The sequence below is a fragment of the Epilithonimonas bovis DSM 19482 genome (genome assembly GCF_900108115.1).
GTDB classification, from domain to species: Bacteria; Bacteroidota; Bacteroidia; order Flavobacteriales; family Weeksellaceae; genus Epilithonimonas; species Epilithonimonas bovis.
Map to the genome: position 1 here is coordinate 1 of NZ_FTPU01000050.1, position 16,599 is coordinate 16,599.

Genomic DNA, 16,599 nt, shown 5'->3' on the forward strand with positions numbered 1-16,599 from the left:
ATCCGATAAACTAAGGAAAATTTATAATCAGAACACATTAAAATCTGTAGCAATGCTCAAACTTGCCCATTGGTTTAAAGATGTGGAAGAATCAGGTTTTAAATCCTTTTCAACACTTAAAAATACGATTACAAACCATTATAATGACATCCTGAATTATTTTGAAAGAAGAAGTACCAATGCATCTGCAGAATCGTTTAATTCGAAAATAAAGCAATTCAGAATGCAGCTTAGAGGTGTTAAAGACAAAGTATTTTTCCTTTTCAGATTATCTAAAATTTTTGCCTAGTCCCCAAGGTTTGATCTTGATCCATTATGTTTCCTAAAATATCTTGAAATATCAAAAAAATAAAAAAGCCAATTTTACATTGCTTTTGGCTGTAAAATTGGCTGTAATTAATTTAAATCACTGATTATCAAGTGATATTGTAGACCCACAGGGATTCGAACCCCGACAGGCGGTACCAAAAACCGAAGTGCTACCGTTACACCATGGGTCTGTCGTTTTATTGTGATGCAAATTTATAGCTTTTTTTTGAACTTGCAAACTTTTTATGAAAAAAAATGAATAATTTTATAAAATAATTTTTCAAACATCTCAATGTTAATCGACCTTTCCAAAGCATCACCAATTAGCCAAACCTCATCTAACAAATTTGAAACCAAAGTTTTAGACTTTATAAAAGAATGGTTTTCTGACTCAAAAATGGTAAAAATACAGACTTCCGGATCTACAGGAAAACCAAAGATTTTTGAGGTAGAAAAATCAAAAATGCTGAATTCTGCAGAGATGACTTGTCAATTCCTTGGTCTCGAAAAAGGAAATCTTGCTTTACTCTGCCTTCCGATAGAATATATCTCCGGAAAAATGATGGTGGTGAGAAGCATTTCTGCCAAAATGCAACTTGAGATTGTCACGCCGTCGCTGAATCCCCTGCAAGATATTGACAAAACAATAGATTTTTGCGCCATGACGCCGTTGCAGGTCGAGAACTCGTTGGGCAAAATTCATTTGATCAGGAATTTGATTATTGGCGGTGCAGCAGTTTCTGAAACATTGAAGAAAAAAATATGGGAATCATTAATTAAAAAAGAAAAAAGCTTCGAGAGCCTTAGCCATACAAATAATTTTCAAACAAAAATATTTGAAACATATGGGATGAGCGAAACCCTTTCCCATATCGCACTCAGACAGATTTTCCCGGTTACGGATGAATGGTTCTCTGTCTTTGGCGGTATAGATATTTCTTTGGATCAACGTGGCTGCCTGACAATATCTGCACCCAAACTAAATGCAGATGTTTTGTACACGAATGATCTTGTAGAGATTAATCATAAAAGGCAATTCCGTTTTTTGGGAAGGATAGACAATGTCATCAATTCTGGCGGTGCCAAGATTTTCCCGGAAGAGTTGGAAAAACTGGTTAAGCAACATATTGAGAACGAAGTGGTTTTTCTGGGACTGGATGATGAGCAATTGGGACAGAAACTAACATTGGTCATTGAAGGCGCGGAATCAGATGCTGTCAACACAGAGCTGTCAGCTATCGACTATAAAAAATCATTTTATAAACCGAAAGAGATTATTTTTGTAGAGCAAATCCCCAGAACCGAAAACGGAAAAGTAAACCGCCTTCAACTACGTGCCCTGGTGAATGCGCTGCCAAAACGCCCGCAATAGCGATAGAAGCGGTTATCCTTTTTTGTCATGGTTTTGCTAAAAGCCATGACAAAAAAGATAGTAGCGGATAGCGCGGTGCCACAGGTTTAGATTGGCAAGTGATGGAAACCTGTGGCAATTGCCCTGATAAAAAACATAGTCAACAAACAAAAAACAAAAATTGTGAAAGATTTTTCTACCGAAATCACCTACAAAACATCCCGCTCTTCCGGAGCTGGCGGGCAAAATGTAAACAAAGTAGAAACCGCTGTCACAGCGATATGGAACGTAGAAGAAAGCCAGTTTTTCACACTCTTTGAAAAATCCCGAATCGCAGAAAAACTTAAAAACAGGATCAATGGCGACGGCCTGCTACAGATCACTTCTTCTGAAAGCCGAACACAGCTTCAAAACAAGAAAATTGCGACCGAAAGGATGCTGGATATGGTAAAATCCGCGACTTTTACCCATAAAAAACGTGTGGCAACAAAGCCCTCGCGTGGCCAAATCCAAAAAAGGATTGACAATAAAAAGAAACTGTCTGAGAAAAAAGAAAACAGGAAATTTAGATTTTAAAATCCGAAAGTTCTTCGATCTCGCTGGTGATTTTTTGAGAATATTCATATTGCTTATCGCGTATTCTGCCATGATTGGTTACGGATTCGTAATCCTGCTGGTATTGTTTATAAGCCTCGTAAATTTTGGAATAATATTTTTGCAGCGCTTTAGCATCCATCTTTTTATCACTGATCAGCTGACGGAATTTTCTGGCAAAAAGCTCTGCAATATCAAAATGGCTTTGCTCGTGCAACAGGACAAAATCAGTCTTATGATCGGGACGTGCCCACGATCTCGAAGGAACAAAAAAGGCTTCTACCTTCACCTGCTGCGATGTAAATTTTTCAGTAGGACTGTTGAGCAAATAAGAAATTCCGCAAAATGTAGTGGCCGCAGCATTATTAGTATTTGGTTTTGTTCCGGACTGGAAATCAGACCAACTCAGTTTTTGGTTATCAGACCACCTGATTTTATCCTGAGCCATGCCACGCACTATAATACCCAGAAAAAAAATGATTAATAATCGTTTTAACATAGCTGTTTGATCATTTTTTTATCCAAATGTTAATTTATATCCATAAAACTTGTATTTTTACCTCCCTGCATTTTTAAATAATGGAAAAAGAGATAAAAATCAATTTTGAAGTAATCCCAAGTTACCAAGAACTCAACGACATAGAAAAAACGCTTTTCGACAAAGCAAAATCCATCCGGGAACAAGCCTACGCTACCTACTCTAATTTTTGGGTCGGTTGCGCCATTCTTCTGGAGAATGGCGAGATCATCACCGGGAACAATCAGGAAAATGCCGCCTATCCCTCGGGATTATGTGCAGAGAGGACCACTATATTCTGGGCTTCGGCTAATTATCCGGATATTAAAATCAAAAAACTATTTGTAATTGGCGCTCCAAAAGATGCTATTACCTCTGTTGCGATCCCGCCTTGTGGCGGCTGCAGACAAGCCATCCTGGAATATGAGGCCAAACAAAAAGACGCTATAGAAATCTATTTTGCATCTCTGGACGGCGAAATCATGAAGTCCAAATCTATCCGGGACCTGTTGCCTTTCTCTTTTGATTCCAGCTTTTTGTAATTTTAGGAGCAAGACGATAAGTCTTTTTTAGTATTTTTCAACCTGCTGTCCGCTGTATCTTTTTTGTCATTGCAAACAAAGTCAGGCAAACTAAAGAACCATTTGCCACTCGCAATGCCAAAAAAGGATGCCGCTTCCATCAGGGCTAAAGGTGAAGATTAGCATTCTTATCATTACCTGAATAATTGATTTAAAATTACAATATCATATAGCGCTCCTAAGGAGCGCAATTTTTGGAATTATCCTCCATTCTACACAGATATTGCTCTTAAGGAGCATATTGTTTTAATATTCAGATTAAATGGTATAATCCAATTTTATAACTTCTGAAAATTAAATTTCAAAAATCCTGCTCTCTTCACTGATGCGTTTTACCACGTTTTCAGTTCGTTCTTTGTGTGTATCTGTAATGAAAATCTGTCCGAATTTTTCTTTGTTGACCAGTTCAATCAGTTGTGAAACTCTGGTATCATCCAGCTTATCAAAAATATCATCCAGGAGCAGAATAGGAGACTTGCCTGTCAGCTCTTTGATCCGGTTGATTTGTGCCAGTTTGAGCGCAATGAGGAAGGACTTTTGTTGGCCCTGCGAACCGATCCTTTTGATTGGGTTGCCGTTCATTTCAAAGGTTAGATCGTCTTTATGGATCCCTTTGGACGTGTAAGTCAAAGCCCGGTCTTTGTCAATTGAAATTGATAAAAGTTCTTTAAAAAATCTGTCAGGCTGAGCCGAATCCAAACCTTCCAAAAGATGAGATTCGTAAACCACATTCACGAGTTCTTTCCCTCCGGAAATAACCTCATAAAAATGCTGTACGATCGGATTTAGCTTTTCGACAAAATCCTTTCTTTTATCAAAAATCCGGGCCCCAAAGTCTGAAATCGGGTCGTCATAGATCTCAAGAGAATCTTTATCAAAAGTCCTGTTTTTTGCAAAATACTTGAGTAAGGCATTCCGCTGCTGGATGGTTTTCTGATACTGGATGAGATCAAAAAGATAATTAGAATCGGTTTGGGAGATCATCGCATCCAGAAACTTTCTACGGCTCTCCCCAGAGTCCGAAATCAAATTAGAATCATAAGGCGAAATCATCACACTTGGCAGATAACCAATATGATCCGACAATCTATCGTAAGTTTTATCGTTCTTTTTGATGACTTTTTTAGATGCTTTTGGGTGGAGGATTTTGATAATATCCTCTTTGTCTACATTTTGAATCTCAGATTCAATCACAAAAAAATCTTCATCTGATTTGATATTATTAACATCAGAATTACCAAGGAAACTTTTCCCCACAGATAAATAATGAAGCGCATCCAGAATATTGGTCTTCCCTACGCCATTATCACCTACAAAACAATTGATCTGAGCCGAAAAATCAAAAAATTGTTCCGAGTGGTTTTTGAAATTGATAAGTGATAGTTTGTTGATAATCATTTAGTTGAAATTCTTTATTAATTTTAACAGATCAGCTGGGTCTTTTCTTGTATCCCAAATAAAAAGAATTTCTATAGAATCATCTTTTATTTTATATAGAATATAATAATCTTTAATGAGTTTTCCACGATAAATATTGTCCGAAACAGAAATACCGGAATAAGGGAAATCTGCAATTTGTTGAGCTGAATTCTCAAACAAAACATTCAGTTTTTGTGAATAGTATTTGGACTTATTTCTCAGTATCCAATATTGTAAAATCTCTTTTCGGATTTTTCTGGCAAGCGGCGACCAAATTAATCTTTTAGCCATTCTTCAAAATATGCATTGACTTCTTCATTCGTGAAAGATTCTCCATTTTCAATCTGCTTTTCACTAATTTTTAATATTTCAATAATTTCAGAAGGAAGAATAATTTCGTCTTCTTTAAAATATTCATCAACTTCTTCCTCCGTCATTGGCTTTTCAGACTCAAAAATTGATGGAGATTCAGCAACAATATCAGGAGATTTTGCTTCAAAATTTTTGAGAAATGATGACAACAGATAGTAATTATCGGATTCACAGATTTTCTGAATCAGTTTTATTTTAATATTATTAATATCTGCCATCACTCAAAAAATTTTATGTAAAGATAAAACTAAATAACAACAAAATCAATTGCCAAAATTCACAAAGTGCGGTATATCGGCTGCGAAGTTATTCATTGGTATCATATCATTCCTGTAACCGTTGAAATCGAATGAAGAATTATTATCAAACGGAACTTTTGGGTAATACATTAATGAAATCTGGATGCGGTTAACCACCAGATATGGGTTATTAATGAGGACGCCGATGCCAATTTTTGTATTCACATTCGTTTTGAGTAATTTTTCATCAGGCATTGCCAGCCAGCCTGCTGCGGCCGTGATATAGGGACTAAAGTGAAAATTCTTCCAGGTTTTGTTGATAAAAAACTGTAGCTGATACCTCAAAATCATTTTCTTTGTTCCGATATAATCAGTGCTGTATACGGGAAATTCATCTTTTGCAGAGAGATTAATACGATCTTTGTAGGTATAATTATTCTCCGGATTGCCCAATGCCAAGGTTGGTGAAAAAAAGTGCCTAACCTGCGCAAATTTCCAATTGATAAGATTAGTAAAATAAATCCCGTCCAGCCGAAAGGCCTCTCTGTTCTGCCGATCTTCATTAAAAAACCGTCCAAATTCGGCCTTTAAGTTAAAATAGCCCAATCTTGTAAAGTCGCCATAAGCTGCAGAGACACCAGCATAGGGTATCACTTCTTTACCTCTGGCAAGTAATCCTGAAGTTATGTTTACAGCGTTCCCATATGGGATATCCTCCGGCAAATCGTATTGGAAAATCTGTTTCTCCACAGAGAATTTCCTTTGTATAAAACCGCCGGAAAACAAAAAGCTATTATAAGACCGGAAAAACTGATAGGTATCTGCCAAAGGATTATCTTTATACTGATAATTCTGGAAACGCCCTATCAGCGCAATATTGCTGGATATTTTTTTATCAGGATCAGAGGAAACGGGAATCTGATAACCGCCCCACAGATCCTGGCTGTAAACTTTAATTTGCACCTCCGGAAACACATCGGTATTTTCTACTGGAAGCAGTACGTGCCGCATAAAATACTCAAAACTAAAACCACCAGCCCATTTTGTGAGTGGTGAGAAAAAGTCCCTTCTGGCAGTCAGATTGATACGTTCATTTTTCAGGAAGTCGCGTTCTCCCAAAACCTGTGCATTGATGTAAGAGCCAAAGAGGTTATAAGCGGTATAACTTCCCAAGAGGTAATCCTGTTTTTCTTTGGAATCGTTCCTGTAAAGAAAATCAGCCTCATGGCCTAACCCGAGGAAATTTTCTTCTGTTACACCCAGACCAATTTTGCTGCCCGAATAACTAAGCCTGGGTTTTAAACTCCAGGAATCAAGGACTTTCACAACTACGTCCACTGAGTCTTTAGAACTTTCCGAAACATCGATATTAACGCGGTTTACGAAGGGCATTGTTCTCAATAAACGTTCGGATTCGTAGAGTTTTTGCGCATTATAAGCCTCGCCTTTTTTGAAGAGTAAGTAGTTATTAACTGTAGAGATCCTGGTATTAGAATGGAGATGATTTGTAAACCAGTCGTACCACTTAGCTTTCTGCTTTTTTTCGGTCGTATTATATCCAAAAGGGTCAATGGTCTCAATCTTCACATTTCTAATGAATTTGCCGTCATAAGATGCCTGAGACTGTTTATCTGTCCTTGTTTTAACAGAAGCTGAATCCGCTTCCCGGCGAAACACAAAGCGATGGATAAATTTGGTAAACTTCCTTCGGTCAGAAAATTTTTCGATCTTGTAATAAAGAGAATCTTTTTTCTCCTGCGCAGACCAGGAAGCACAACAGCCCAGAACAAGGACTAATACAAGGATCGACTTTTTCATCAACAATTTAAGAAATTAACAGAACTGCCATATCAATTTACAAGCCAATAAAGAACAACGCACAACAATGGTATACCACTACAGCTCTCAACATAAAAAGAAAAGTAGGATTCTCGCCTATTATTTTCAGAAAAATTAATCAGTAAAAAGCTAATTATTGTTGTAATCAAAAAACAGAATGCAAAATGAAAACTGAGGTATCCAAGACTGACCAAACAAGCCACAAAAAGCAATATATAAGCTAAAAATTTGGTCCTCTGCACACCGATCAAAATTGGGAAAGTCACAATATCATCGCTGTTCATATCCCGGATGTCAAATGGTAAAACCAAAGCCGCAATGAATAACCACGAGATCAAAAAAATCGGTAAATTAAATTCCGGAAGAATGAGCCAGGAGTTGATCAAAGCCCAAGTCAATCCGACATAAAAAACTTTGAACAAAGGAATTTTTCTAATGAATCTTTCCAGAAAAAAAGAATTGTAAAGCAATCCCAAAACCACAATAATTGCCCATTTCAGAAGCCTTATTTCATTATGATTTTTAAGGATAAGAATAACGCTGACAACACCGCAAATACAATTGAAAATCAAGATTCTAAAGAATTTTCTTTTATCAAGCTGATATTTTGTATAAAGATAACCGCTGAAATAAGTGATGAAAATCAACAGCAAAGTCGGCCAGCGGAATATCTTTTGCTCCAGCATAAAAAAGGCGGCCAGAGAAGTTCCCATCAGAGAAACATAAATCTGGCTGTCTATCACGTACTTTTTTGCTAACTTTAAAAACTGCATTCTTTAACAAAGAACGTGAAATTTTATCTTACAAAGGAGAAAATAAAAGTATGAAAAACATAAAACTTATAACAGCAATCCTGCTGTTCTTCTTCACTATGAGCCTGAAAGCACAAAACTATTACGACCAGCAATGGAAAAAAATCGAAGACAATTATAAAAAGGGAACTTACAAATCCAATCTTCCGATTATTCTGGAAATACAAAATCAAGCGATGAAAGACAACAATGTCATCCAAATTATCAAATCTCTGAAGGCTGAATTCAGCATTACAAATCAGACTTACGATGATACGAAAAATGATGAAAATTCTAAGTTTTTTGCAAAAATGCAGGCGACGGAAACCCAACTGAAAGGTGATGAAAAATTGTTTTTTCATCTTCTGACCTTGGAATTTATCAAAGATTATTACCAGAACAATTCCTGGAGAATCAACAGCAGGACTAATATCCTCTCCCAAACCCTCTCCAAAGGAGAGGGCATCAATTCTGAAAAGTCCCTCCCTTTTGGGGAGGGATTTAGGGAGGGGATTGAAACCTGGAGCAAACTGGATTTCAAAAATTATTTATCGAAGAATTATTCAGAATTAGAAAAAGCAACTCCAGCTTTGAAAAAGCTGCAAATGCAGAAATACAAAGAAATTTTTTGGCAGACAGATAATATTGACTATTTCCCGACACTTTCCGATTGGTATAATTATAATTACATTGAATTCTTAAGAAATCAAAACCTTTTCACTCCGAATGAATTGAAAGTGAATTCGACAAAAATAAATTCGATTTTTGATTCGGAAATTGCTTCACTTTCTGGTAATTCTCAATTGTATTTTAAACATCAAAAAATCAATTATAATTGTGAATTAAATAATTGCAAAGACAAATTCGCTCAACTTGAAAAACTGGTGGAAGACGAATCGGTGAAAGGTGATTACAAAGTTCTAATCATTGATGATATGATTGAGCTTCTTCAGCAAAAACAAGATTACAAATTGGCTTTGACTTGGATAAATGATGCCAAAGAAATGTTTCCAAAATCTAAGTTTCTGAATAACATCAAAAACAAAGAAAATCAAATTAAAAATCCTCAGTTAAATCTATTCTATGAAAACGAAACGCAGAGCAATAAACCGATTCACATCGTTGCAGAAGGCAAAAATGTGCGGCAATTTTCTCTGAATATTTATGAAGTTAAAGACGACACGCAAGGTTTTCTGAATTACGTTTTTGATTCTTACAGAAACCCTTTTGCCAAAGTCAGAAAATCTCTGGTGAGAAAAGACCAGTTCAGCCTTCCGGAATCTTTTGATTTTAAAACGCATAAGACTTCCCTGGAGCTGAAACCGCTTTCGGCAGGCCTTTATCTGGCAGAATATGTGGTGGAAAATTCGGTGCAGAAGGATTTTTATTTTATTGTTTCCGATTCTAAGATCATTTATTATAAAAAGAATGACAACAATGCAAAAGCCAACATTCTGAAACTCGTGAACAACGAAAATGGAAAAGCTTTCATTAATGAAAACCTTGATGTAACAGAATATGTGAGAGGAAAAGCCGTCACAAAATACACTGTAAAAACCGACAAATCAGGAAATTTCCAGTTTGCAAATTCCGCCAATCAGGATTATTACAAAAATTATCTCGTCAGAAACGGGAATAATTTTTCGTTGCTTAATGTTTACGGTTACAATAACAGAAATCAGGATAAACCGAAAAATCAGGAATCTGCACAGATCTTCCTCGACCGGAAAATTTACCGGCCGGGACAGGTTGTTTATTTTAAAGTTGTTGCAACGGGCTTTAACGGACAGACCCAAAAAACGAAAGTCCTGGAAAAAGTTCCGTTGGAAATCACGCTGAAAGACGCCAATGGTGAAGAATTGCAAACTCTGAAGCTGACAACCAATGAATTCGGCTCCGTGAACGGGAGTTTTACGCTTCCCAAAAATAAATTAAACGGAAGTTTTAGCATCGAAGTTGAGGAAGGCGACAATTCGGATTATAATATTTCGGGCTACGCCGATTTTCAGGTGGAAGAATACAAACGTCCGAAATTTGAAGTCACTTTTGACCCGATAAAAGACGAATATAAAAATGGCCAAACTATCGAACTGAAAGGAAAAGCAATGATGTTTTCCGGCGTTCCGCTGAGTAATTCCACCGTGAATTACGAAATCAAAAGACAGAATATACGCTGGCGCTATTTCTGGTGGTATCCTCGCGTAAACGACAATGAGAACTCAATCCTCGGCGAAGCAAAAACCAACGAAAAGGGAGAATTTACCATCAAAATCGAGTTGAAAAAAGATGAAACGCTGGACGGAATCCAGATTGATAATTATGCAATTAATGCTTCTGTTACGGACATCAATGGAGAAACACAATCTGCAAACACCAACGTGAAAGTAGCTTCGGTTTCTCATTATATCACGGCAAATGAAATCGGAAATGTATTTTCTGACGAAGCTGTAAAACTAAATGTTGATACTAAAAATTACAACGACCAAGTTCTGAAAAAATCTTACAACGTAAAACTGGAAAAACTTGAAGAACCAAAACAGATTTTCAGAGAAAATTTTGCGTCTGTTGTTCAGGATTTGCCACAATTATCAAAAGTTGAATTTGTTCAGAAATTCCCTCACGATAGGTTTGATAAAAATGACGACGTGAAGAATTGGAAAATTGAAAAGGTTATTATTGAAAGGCTTCGAGAACCTCAGCCTGACAATTCAAAAGGCTTCGAGAGCCTCAGCCTGACAGATTCCAAATTGGATTTAGGGAAACTGGACACCGGAACTTACAAACTTCAACTTTATAATATAGAAGGAAAAGACACGATAAAAACCGAGCAGTTTTTTACGGTTTGGGATAAAAAATCGCTTGGGCAGAATCAAAAACCTTTCTTGAAAGTTGTAAAGCCAAATCAGGATTTCAAGAGAGGTGAGAAAGCTAAAGCTTTTGTTTATTCTGCGATTCCTGATGCTTTGGTGAACGTCTTTATTCAAAATGGAAAAGGCGAAACCGTAACTGAAACCAAATCTCTCAAAAACGGGATTTTGGAATATGAAACTGTGATTCCTAAAGATGAAAGCATTTCGAGAATTAATTTGCAATTCCAATTGGTCGCTTATAACGATATAAAAACAGAATCGGTTGATTTGAAAATCGCAGACAGCAAAGATGATTTGAAAATTGAAACCGTTACGTTCCGGGACAAATTACAGCCTGGACAAAAAGAAAAATGGACGATAAAAATCTCCGGTGCTGAAAAAGACTCTTCGACTCCGCTCAGAGTGACAGCCGAAGTTCTGGCGAGTATGTACGACAAATCGCTGGATCAGTTTGCAGTGAATAGTTGGAACTGGCAGAAATTCTATTCTCCTTTTTATCAAAGCTCTTATGATGTAAGAAATGGATTGGAACAACAGTATTATAATAAGAGATTTGAGTTTTTGAAGAATTATGATATTAATTTGCCTGACTTTAATTGGTTTGATGGAAGACTTTATAATATTGATAGAGTTTTAAACGGTAAAGTTGCAGGGTTGAATGTTGTTCAAGAATCTGCTCCAGCAGCAAAAATTATGATTAGAGGAGTTGCTTCTATAAAAGACACAGCAAAAACTCAAGATATTGAAGAGGTAGTAACAACAGCTTATGCGAGCAAAAAACAAGAAAATCTTGACAAAATCCCAGTCCGTCAAAACCTCAACGAAACCGCTTTTTTCTATCCGAATCTTCTCACAGACAAAGACGGAAATGTCTCTTTCGAATTCACTTCTCCGGAAGCTTTGACACAATGGAAAGTAATGTTTTTGGCTCATACAAAAGATGCGAGAAGTGCAATTTTGGAAAAATCTGTCGTAACGCAGAAAGAATTTTCTATCACACCTAATTATCCAAGATTTTTGCGAGAAGGCGACGAACTGAATCTTCAAACTAAAATCTCAAGTTTGGTGAATCAAAAATTAAATGGTGTTGCACAATTGCAGATTTTGGATGCTTTTACTAATGAGGATATTTCGGATAAATTCGGAATCAGCCAATTGACAGCAGTTTCCGGATATAATAAAGAGCAATCTTTTTCTTTAGCTGAGAATGGAAATGCATCTGCGACTTGGAAACTGAAAGTTCCTAATAATGTTTCTTCAATTATTATTAAAATCGTTGCAAAAGCCGGCAATTTTTCTGACGGTGAACAAAAAGCCATCGCGATTCTTCCAAACAGAATGCTGGTGACTGACGCGCTTCCGGTTTTTGTGAAAGAAGGACAGACGAAAACTTTCACCTTAGAAAATCTGAAAAATTCTGATTCCAAAACGCTGACCAATGTTTCTAACACTCTGGAACTGACAACCAATCCGATTTGGGAAATTATGTTTGCGCTTCCAAGCCTGAAAGATGATACCAATAATTCTGCGGATGTGATTTTCAACAAATGGTTTGCTGATGTTCTGGCTTCGGAGATTTTCAAAGCGAATCCGAAAATGAAAACCGTTTTCGATGAATATCAATCCAAAGGTTTACTGACCTCTAATCTGGAGAAAAATCAGGAACTGAAACAGCTATTACTGGACGAAACACCGTGGGTTTTAGAATCGAAAAACGAAACCGAACAGATGCAGAAACTGGCTGGATTATTCGATGTGAACACAATGCGGAATTCCATTAATGATGACTGGTCAGAACTGGTCAAACTACAAAATCCTGACGGCGGATTCAGCTGGTATCAGGGTTACCCGAGTTCTTATTATACTTCGCTTTATATTTTGAAAAATCTTGGAAGAATCAATGAATGGCTGAAAGGAAATCTTTCTGATTATCAAAGTTCTGAACAGAAAGAAATGGTAAAAAAACTGGTTTCTTATGTGGATAATGAAGTGAATAAATATTGGCGAACAGATAAAGATAACGTTTGGAATAACTTCGTTCTCGATTATCTGGATACACGCCATTATTGGGAAAAAGAATACGCATTGAAAGGTAAAGGCGCAACTTTGAAAACGACGGTAATTGCAAAAGCGAAAACTGCAAAAATTACCGATTTTACTTTCTTTGGATTGCACAGAGCGGCTTTGTTATTCAATCAATATGGTTTGAAAGAGGTTTCCAAAAAACTAATGACTTATTTGAAGGAAACTTCGACAGAAACTGAAACTCAGGGTGTTTACTGGAAACAAAACCTGAACGACTGGGGCTGGTATTCTTCCAAAACCGTGAATCACGCAGGAGCCATTGAAGCGTTCCAAAAACTGACACCGATGGATGAAAACTTTATCGAAGAAATGAAAATCTGGCTGATTACGCAGAAAGAAGTTAATTCCTGGGGTAATTCCAGAGGAACAGCAGAAGTGATTTTCACCATTCTGAATTCAGGAAAATCCTGGACAAGTGCAGAATCTGACAAAGCAGAAATCACTTGGGGTGGAAAACCACTCAATCCGCAAACTCAAGCGACAGGTTATGTGAAACAAACTGTAACTTCTGATAATTTGGATAAAAATCTATCCACAGTTACAATCAAAAAAGAAAGTGCAGGAATTGTTCAGGGTGGATTGTTCTGGCAATATTATGAAGACCTTGATAAAATAAAATCTTCGGAAAGTTATATCTCGATTTCTAAAGAGTTGTACAAAAAAATCAAAACGGAAAACGGTGAACAATTAATTAAAATCAATGAAAATTCGCCTGTCAAAGTCGGAGATAAAGTGACTGTCCGTATGATCCTGAACACCGACCGAAATATGGAATTCATTCACCTGAAAGATATGCGCGCGGCAGGTTTTGAGCCTCTGGACGTTATTTCCGGTTATCAGTGGAAAAACAATCTGGGTTATTATCAGTCCACAAAAGATGCATCCACCAATTTCTATATCGAATATATGCCGAAAGGAAAATATGTTTTCGAGTATGATTATATTGCGAATGCAAGTGGAAAATTCGCAAACGGCATTACAACACTTCAAAACTACTATGCACCACAAATGAATGCGCATACGCAGGGAACGAGGGTAACGATTTCCGAATAATTATTACAAACATTAAAAAAAAGCAATGAAACGCCAATATTTCATTGCGTTTTTTATTAATTTTACAAGTACTTCTATTAAATGATATATTCATAAAATTCTGAACTTAACTACATTAAATATTTTTTAAAATACATTATATGATAAAACCTTTATTAACGGCTGCAGGTATGATGATGTCTGTCCTACTTTGCGCACAGAAAAACTTCTGGAAACCAGTTCAGAATATCAGCATCGCTTCAAAATCCGGACTTAAGGAAAGAAAAACAATACCAACAGAGTATAAAATTTTCAGTCTGGATCTTGATGGTATCAAGTAAGAATTATCAAAAGCTTCACAGCGAGGTGCAGAAAATGAAAGTCTAATTTTAAAATTTCCCGATGCATCAGGTAAATTTATAGATTATGTGATTCAAGAAGCTCCAACTATGTCTAAGGACTTATCTGACAAATATCCGGGTATTAAGTCGTATCTTGGATATCAGAATAATAATACCGGCAAAAGTATAAGATTTAGTCTTTCCCCTTATGACGGGATTAATGTTATGTATTTTGATAATTCGGATGTAAGCTATCTGGATACTTACTCTAATGATTTATCACACTATATTATCTATAAACGATCTAACCTGCCTCCGGATCCTAATCATTTTAACTGTGATTATGAAAAAATTAATTTTCAAAATCCAACATCTCCGGAACCCATATCTGTAAAAACACAGATTGTCAAGGATGGACTGCTTAGAAACTATAGGCTGGCTCTTTCCTCTACTGTAGAATATTCTGATTATCATATTGCCCGGGCGGGTGTTACAGACGGAACAATTGAAGAAAAAAAAGCGGCTGTATTATCTGCTATGAATGCTACTATGACCCGAGTAAACGGTGTTTATGAGAAAACAATATCTGTAACAATGACGATGGTTCCAAATAACGATCTTTTGTTATCTATTGGTACAGATGCCTATGCTCCCGGATTTACTAATGATGACGGAGAAGCACTACTAGATGAAAATCAAGCATTTATAGATCAGACTATTGGTAATAGTGCTTATGATATAGGCCATATCTTCAGTACTGGCGGCGGCGGCATAGCTTGGCGTCCATCGGTTTGTTCTGCAACAGTCAAGGCAAAAGGTGTGACAGGCTCCGGCGCACCTATTAATGATGCTTACGATATTGACTATGTAGCCCATGAGATGGGACATCAGTTTGGGAGTAATCATACCTTCCGCGCTAACACAGGATCTTGCTATGGCAATGCAAATAATAGTACAGCTGTAGAGCCAGGCAGTGGGAGCACCATTATGGCTTATGCAGGAATATGTAGTTCAACCAATAATCTTCAGGCTCATAGCGATCCATATTTTCATTCTGTCAATGTGAATGAAATGTATAATGTCATTACTAGAAGTACCGACTGCTCTACAAAGACTTCCAACGGTAACAGTGTCCCAACTGCCAATGCAGGGGCAGATTACACCATACCAAACGGTACTGCGTTTGTCTTAACAGGTATAGGAACAGATCCAGATGGCGATACACTCACTTACCTTTGGGAACAGACGGAATATACAACACTTGCCAACAATCCACAGCCGCCAACAGCAACAACTACTTTGGGAACAGTATTCCGTTCTTATTTACCAAGTATTTCTCCACAAAGATATTTTCCAACGATGAGTTCTATTGCTGCTAACAACCTTGCTCCCAAATGGGAGGTAATACCAACTGTTGCCAGAAATCTAAATTTTTCACTATTGGTAAATGATAACAGAGCTACCGGAAACCAAACGGCAAGAGACCTGATGAAAGTCACTGTTGCTCCTACCGGACCTTTTAAAGTGACATCACAGACTGCTCCTGCCGATTATGTGGGAGGTTCTCAACTTACTGTTACATGGGATGTTGCAGGAACAGATGCTGCACCTATCAATACAAGTAATGTTCAGGTTCTTATTTCATCTGATAATGGCCTTACTTATCCTACTGTTATTGCAGAGAGTGTTCCTAATAACGGCAGTGCGACGGTAACGCTGCCTAATCTTGACAATCCTAATGCACGGATTATGGTAAAAGCAGTCGGCAATATTTATTTTGCAGTTAATGCTGCCAAACTTAATATTAAAAAGAACCTAGCTGTTGAAGAATCTGCGCTTTCTAAAGGTTTTGATATCTATCCAAACCCTGCCAAAGGAGAAGTTAATATCTCTTTAACTCATGCAGCAAAAGATGCATCCTATCAAATCTTGGATCTTTCAGGAAAATTATTATTTAGTCATTCCTTAAAAAGCTAATTTTTCATTTTGAAAATTATACTTGCCTAAGAAGATTTTGAGAACAACTTCGAGCCAAAAAAGAATTTGTTGTTTGATTTGGTTCAATCTCATCTTCAAATTGTATCCAATCCCTGCTAATAGGGCGTTATGAATATCTCCAGCCACTCCTTTAAGGAAGTTTAATCCTAAGGAGTGGTTTCTTTTTAAATGTGAAATACAGGGTTCTATTGCTGCTCTTGCACGGAATCTTAATCTTGCAACTTGCTGCCCATATCTTGTTTTTTCTTTTTTTGTGGGAAG

General features: G+C 36.9%; 13 protein-coding genes, 1 tRNA gene and 1 pseudogene. 7 read left to right on the forward strand and 8 right to left on the reverse strand.

The features are described 5' to 3' along the window. Positions 1 to 289, forward strand: a 289-nt coding sequence (locus B0B05_RS14750; RefSeq protein ID WP_143746047.1) for a transposase, incomplete at its 5' end; no start/stop codon positions are given. A gap of 140 nt (positions 290 to 429) precedes the next feature. Here B0B05_RS14750 and B0B05_RS14755 read toward each other — a convergent pair. Next, positions 430 to 500 (reverse strand) — tRNA-Gln (locus B0B05_RS14755). Between the two features lie 101 nt (positions 501 to 601). Here B0B05_RS14755 and B0B05_RS14760 point away from each other — a divergent pair. Both B0B05_RS14760 and arfB read left to right on the forward strand, forming a co-directional pair. After that, positions 602 to 1,681 carry an acyl-CoA synthetase family protein gene (locus B0B05_RS14760; RefSeq protein WP_076784364.1) on the forward strand — a complete coding sequence of 360 codons (1,080 nt, stop codon included), beginning with the start codon at positions 602 to 604 and terminating at the stop codon, positions 1,679 to 1,681. A 162-nt stretch (positions 1,682 to 1,843) separates the two neighbouring features. Beyond that, on the forward strand, positions 1,844 to 2,236 hold the full coding sequence (gene arfB, locus B0B05_RS14765; protein ID WP_076784375.1) for an alternative ribosome rescue aminoacyl-tRNA hydrolase ArfB: 393 nt from the start codon (positions 1,844 to 1,846) through the stop codon (positions 2,234 to 2,236). Here arfB and B0B05_RS14770 read toward each other — a convergent pair. Next, entirely contained in the window at positions 2,226 to 2,753 is a 528-nt protein-coding gene (locus B0B05_RS14770; protein WP_076784365.1) for a DUF922 domain-containing protein, read from the reverse strand. The two genes, arfB and B0B05_RS14770, sit on opposite strands and share 11 nt — an antisense overlap. Positions 2,754 to 2,833: 80 nt before the next feature. Here B0B05_RS14770 and B0B05_RS14775 point away from each other — a divergent pair, with 80 nt between their 5' ends. Further along, positions 2,834 to 3,313 (forward strand): cytidine deaminase, encoded by a 480-nt coding sequence (locus tag B0B05_RS14775; RefSeq protein ID WP_076784366.1) that lies wholly within the window; start codon positions 2,834 to 2,836, stop codon positions 3,311 to 3,313. Positions 3,314 to 3,646: 333 nt separating this feature from the next. Here B0B05_RS14775 and recF read toward each other — a convergent pair whose 3' ends face one another. Genes recF through B0B05_RS14800 form a run of 5 tightly spaced genes read right to left on the reverse strand, consistent with a single transcriptional unit; the run spans position 3,647 to position 7,994 of the window. Further along, the gene (gene recF, locus B0B05_RS14780) at positions 3,647 to 4,750 is read right to left on the reverse strand and encodes a DNA replication/repair protein RecF (protein WP_076784367.1); all 1,104 of its coding nucleotides are present in this window, start codon (positions 4,748 to 4,750) and stop codon (positions 3,647 to 3,649) included. Beyond that, a complete protein-coding gene (locus tag B0B05_RS14785; protein ID WP_076784368.1) occupies positions 4,751 to 5,062 on the reverse strand; it encodes a type II toxin-antitoxin system RelE/ParE family toxin in 312 nt (103 codons plus the stop codon). Continuing rightward, entirely contained in the window at positions 5,047 to 5,361 is a 315-nt protein-coding gene (locus B0B05_RS14790; protein ID WP_076784369.1) for a hypothetical protein, read from the reverse strand. The genes B0B05_RS14785 and B0B05_RS14790 overlap by 16 nt, the downstream gene beginning before the upstream one ends. A 45-nt stretch (positions 5,362 to 5,406) precedes the next feature. Beyond that, positions 5,407 to 7,200, reverse strand: coding sequence for a hypothetical protein (locus B0B05_RS14795; protein WP_076784370.1), 1,794 nt, complete (start codon positions 7,198 to 7,200; stop codon positions 5,407 to 5,409). 32 nt (positions 7,201 to 7,232) lie between these two features. Further along, positions 7,233 to 7,994 (reverse strand): UbiA prenyltransferase family protein, encoded by a 762-nt coding sequence (locus tag B0B05_RS14800; RefSeq protein ID WP_076784371.1) that lies wholly within the window; start codon positions 7,992 to 7,994, stop codon positions 7,233 to 7,235. Between the two features lie 50 nt (positions 7,995 to 8,044). Between B0B05_RS14800 and B0B05_RS14805 the strand changes: the two genes are divergently transcribed. The 3 genes from B0B05_RS14805 to B0B05_RS14815 all read left to right on the forward strand — a co-directional run bounded on the left by B0B05_RS14805 (position 8,045) and on the right by B0B05_RS14815 (position 16,317). Next, entirely contained in the window at positions 8,045 to 14,020 is a 5,976-nt protein-coding gene (locus B0B05_RS14805; protein WP_076784372.1) for an alpha-2-macroglobulin family protein, read from the forward strand. Positions 14,021 to 14,160: 140 nt separating this feature from the next. Continuing rightward, entirely contained in the window at positions 14,161 to 14,340 is a 180-nt protein-coding gene (locus B0B05_RS14810) for a hypothetical protein (protein WP_076784373.1), read from the forward strand. 108 nt (positions 14,341 to 14,448) lie between these two features. Continuing rightward, positions 14,449 to 16,317, forward strand: coding sequence for a reprolysin-like metallopeptidase (locus tag B0B05_RS14815; RefSeq protein ID WP_076784374.1), 1,869 nt, complete (start codon positions 14,449 to 14,451; stop codon positions 16,315 to 16,317). Here B0B05_RS14815 and B0B05_RS16700 read toward each other — a convergent pair. Beyond that, a pseudogene (locus B0B05_RS16700) lies at positions 16,306 to 16,599 on the reverse strand (IS5/IS1182 family transposase); the annotation flags it as partial. The gene B0B05_RS14815 and the pseudogene B0B05_RS16700 sit on opposite strands and share 12 nt — an antisense overlap.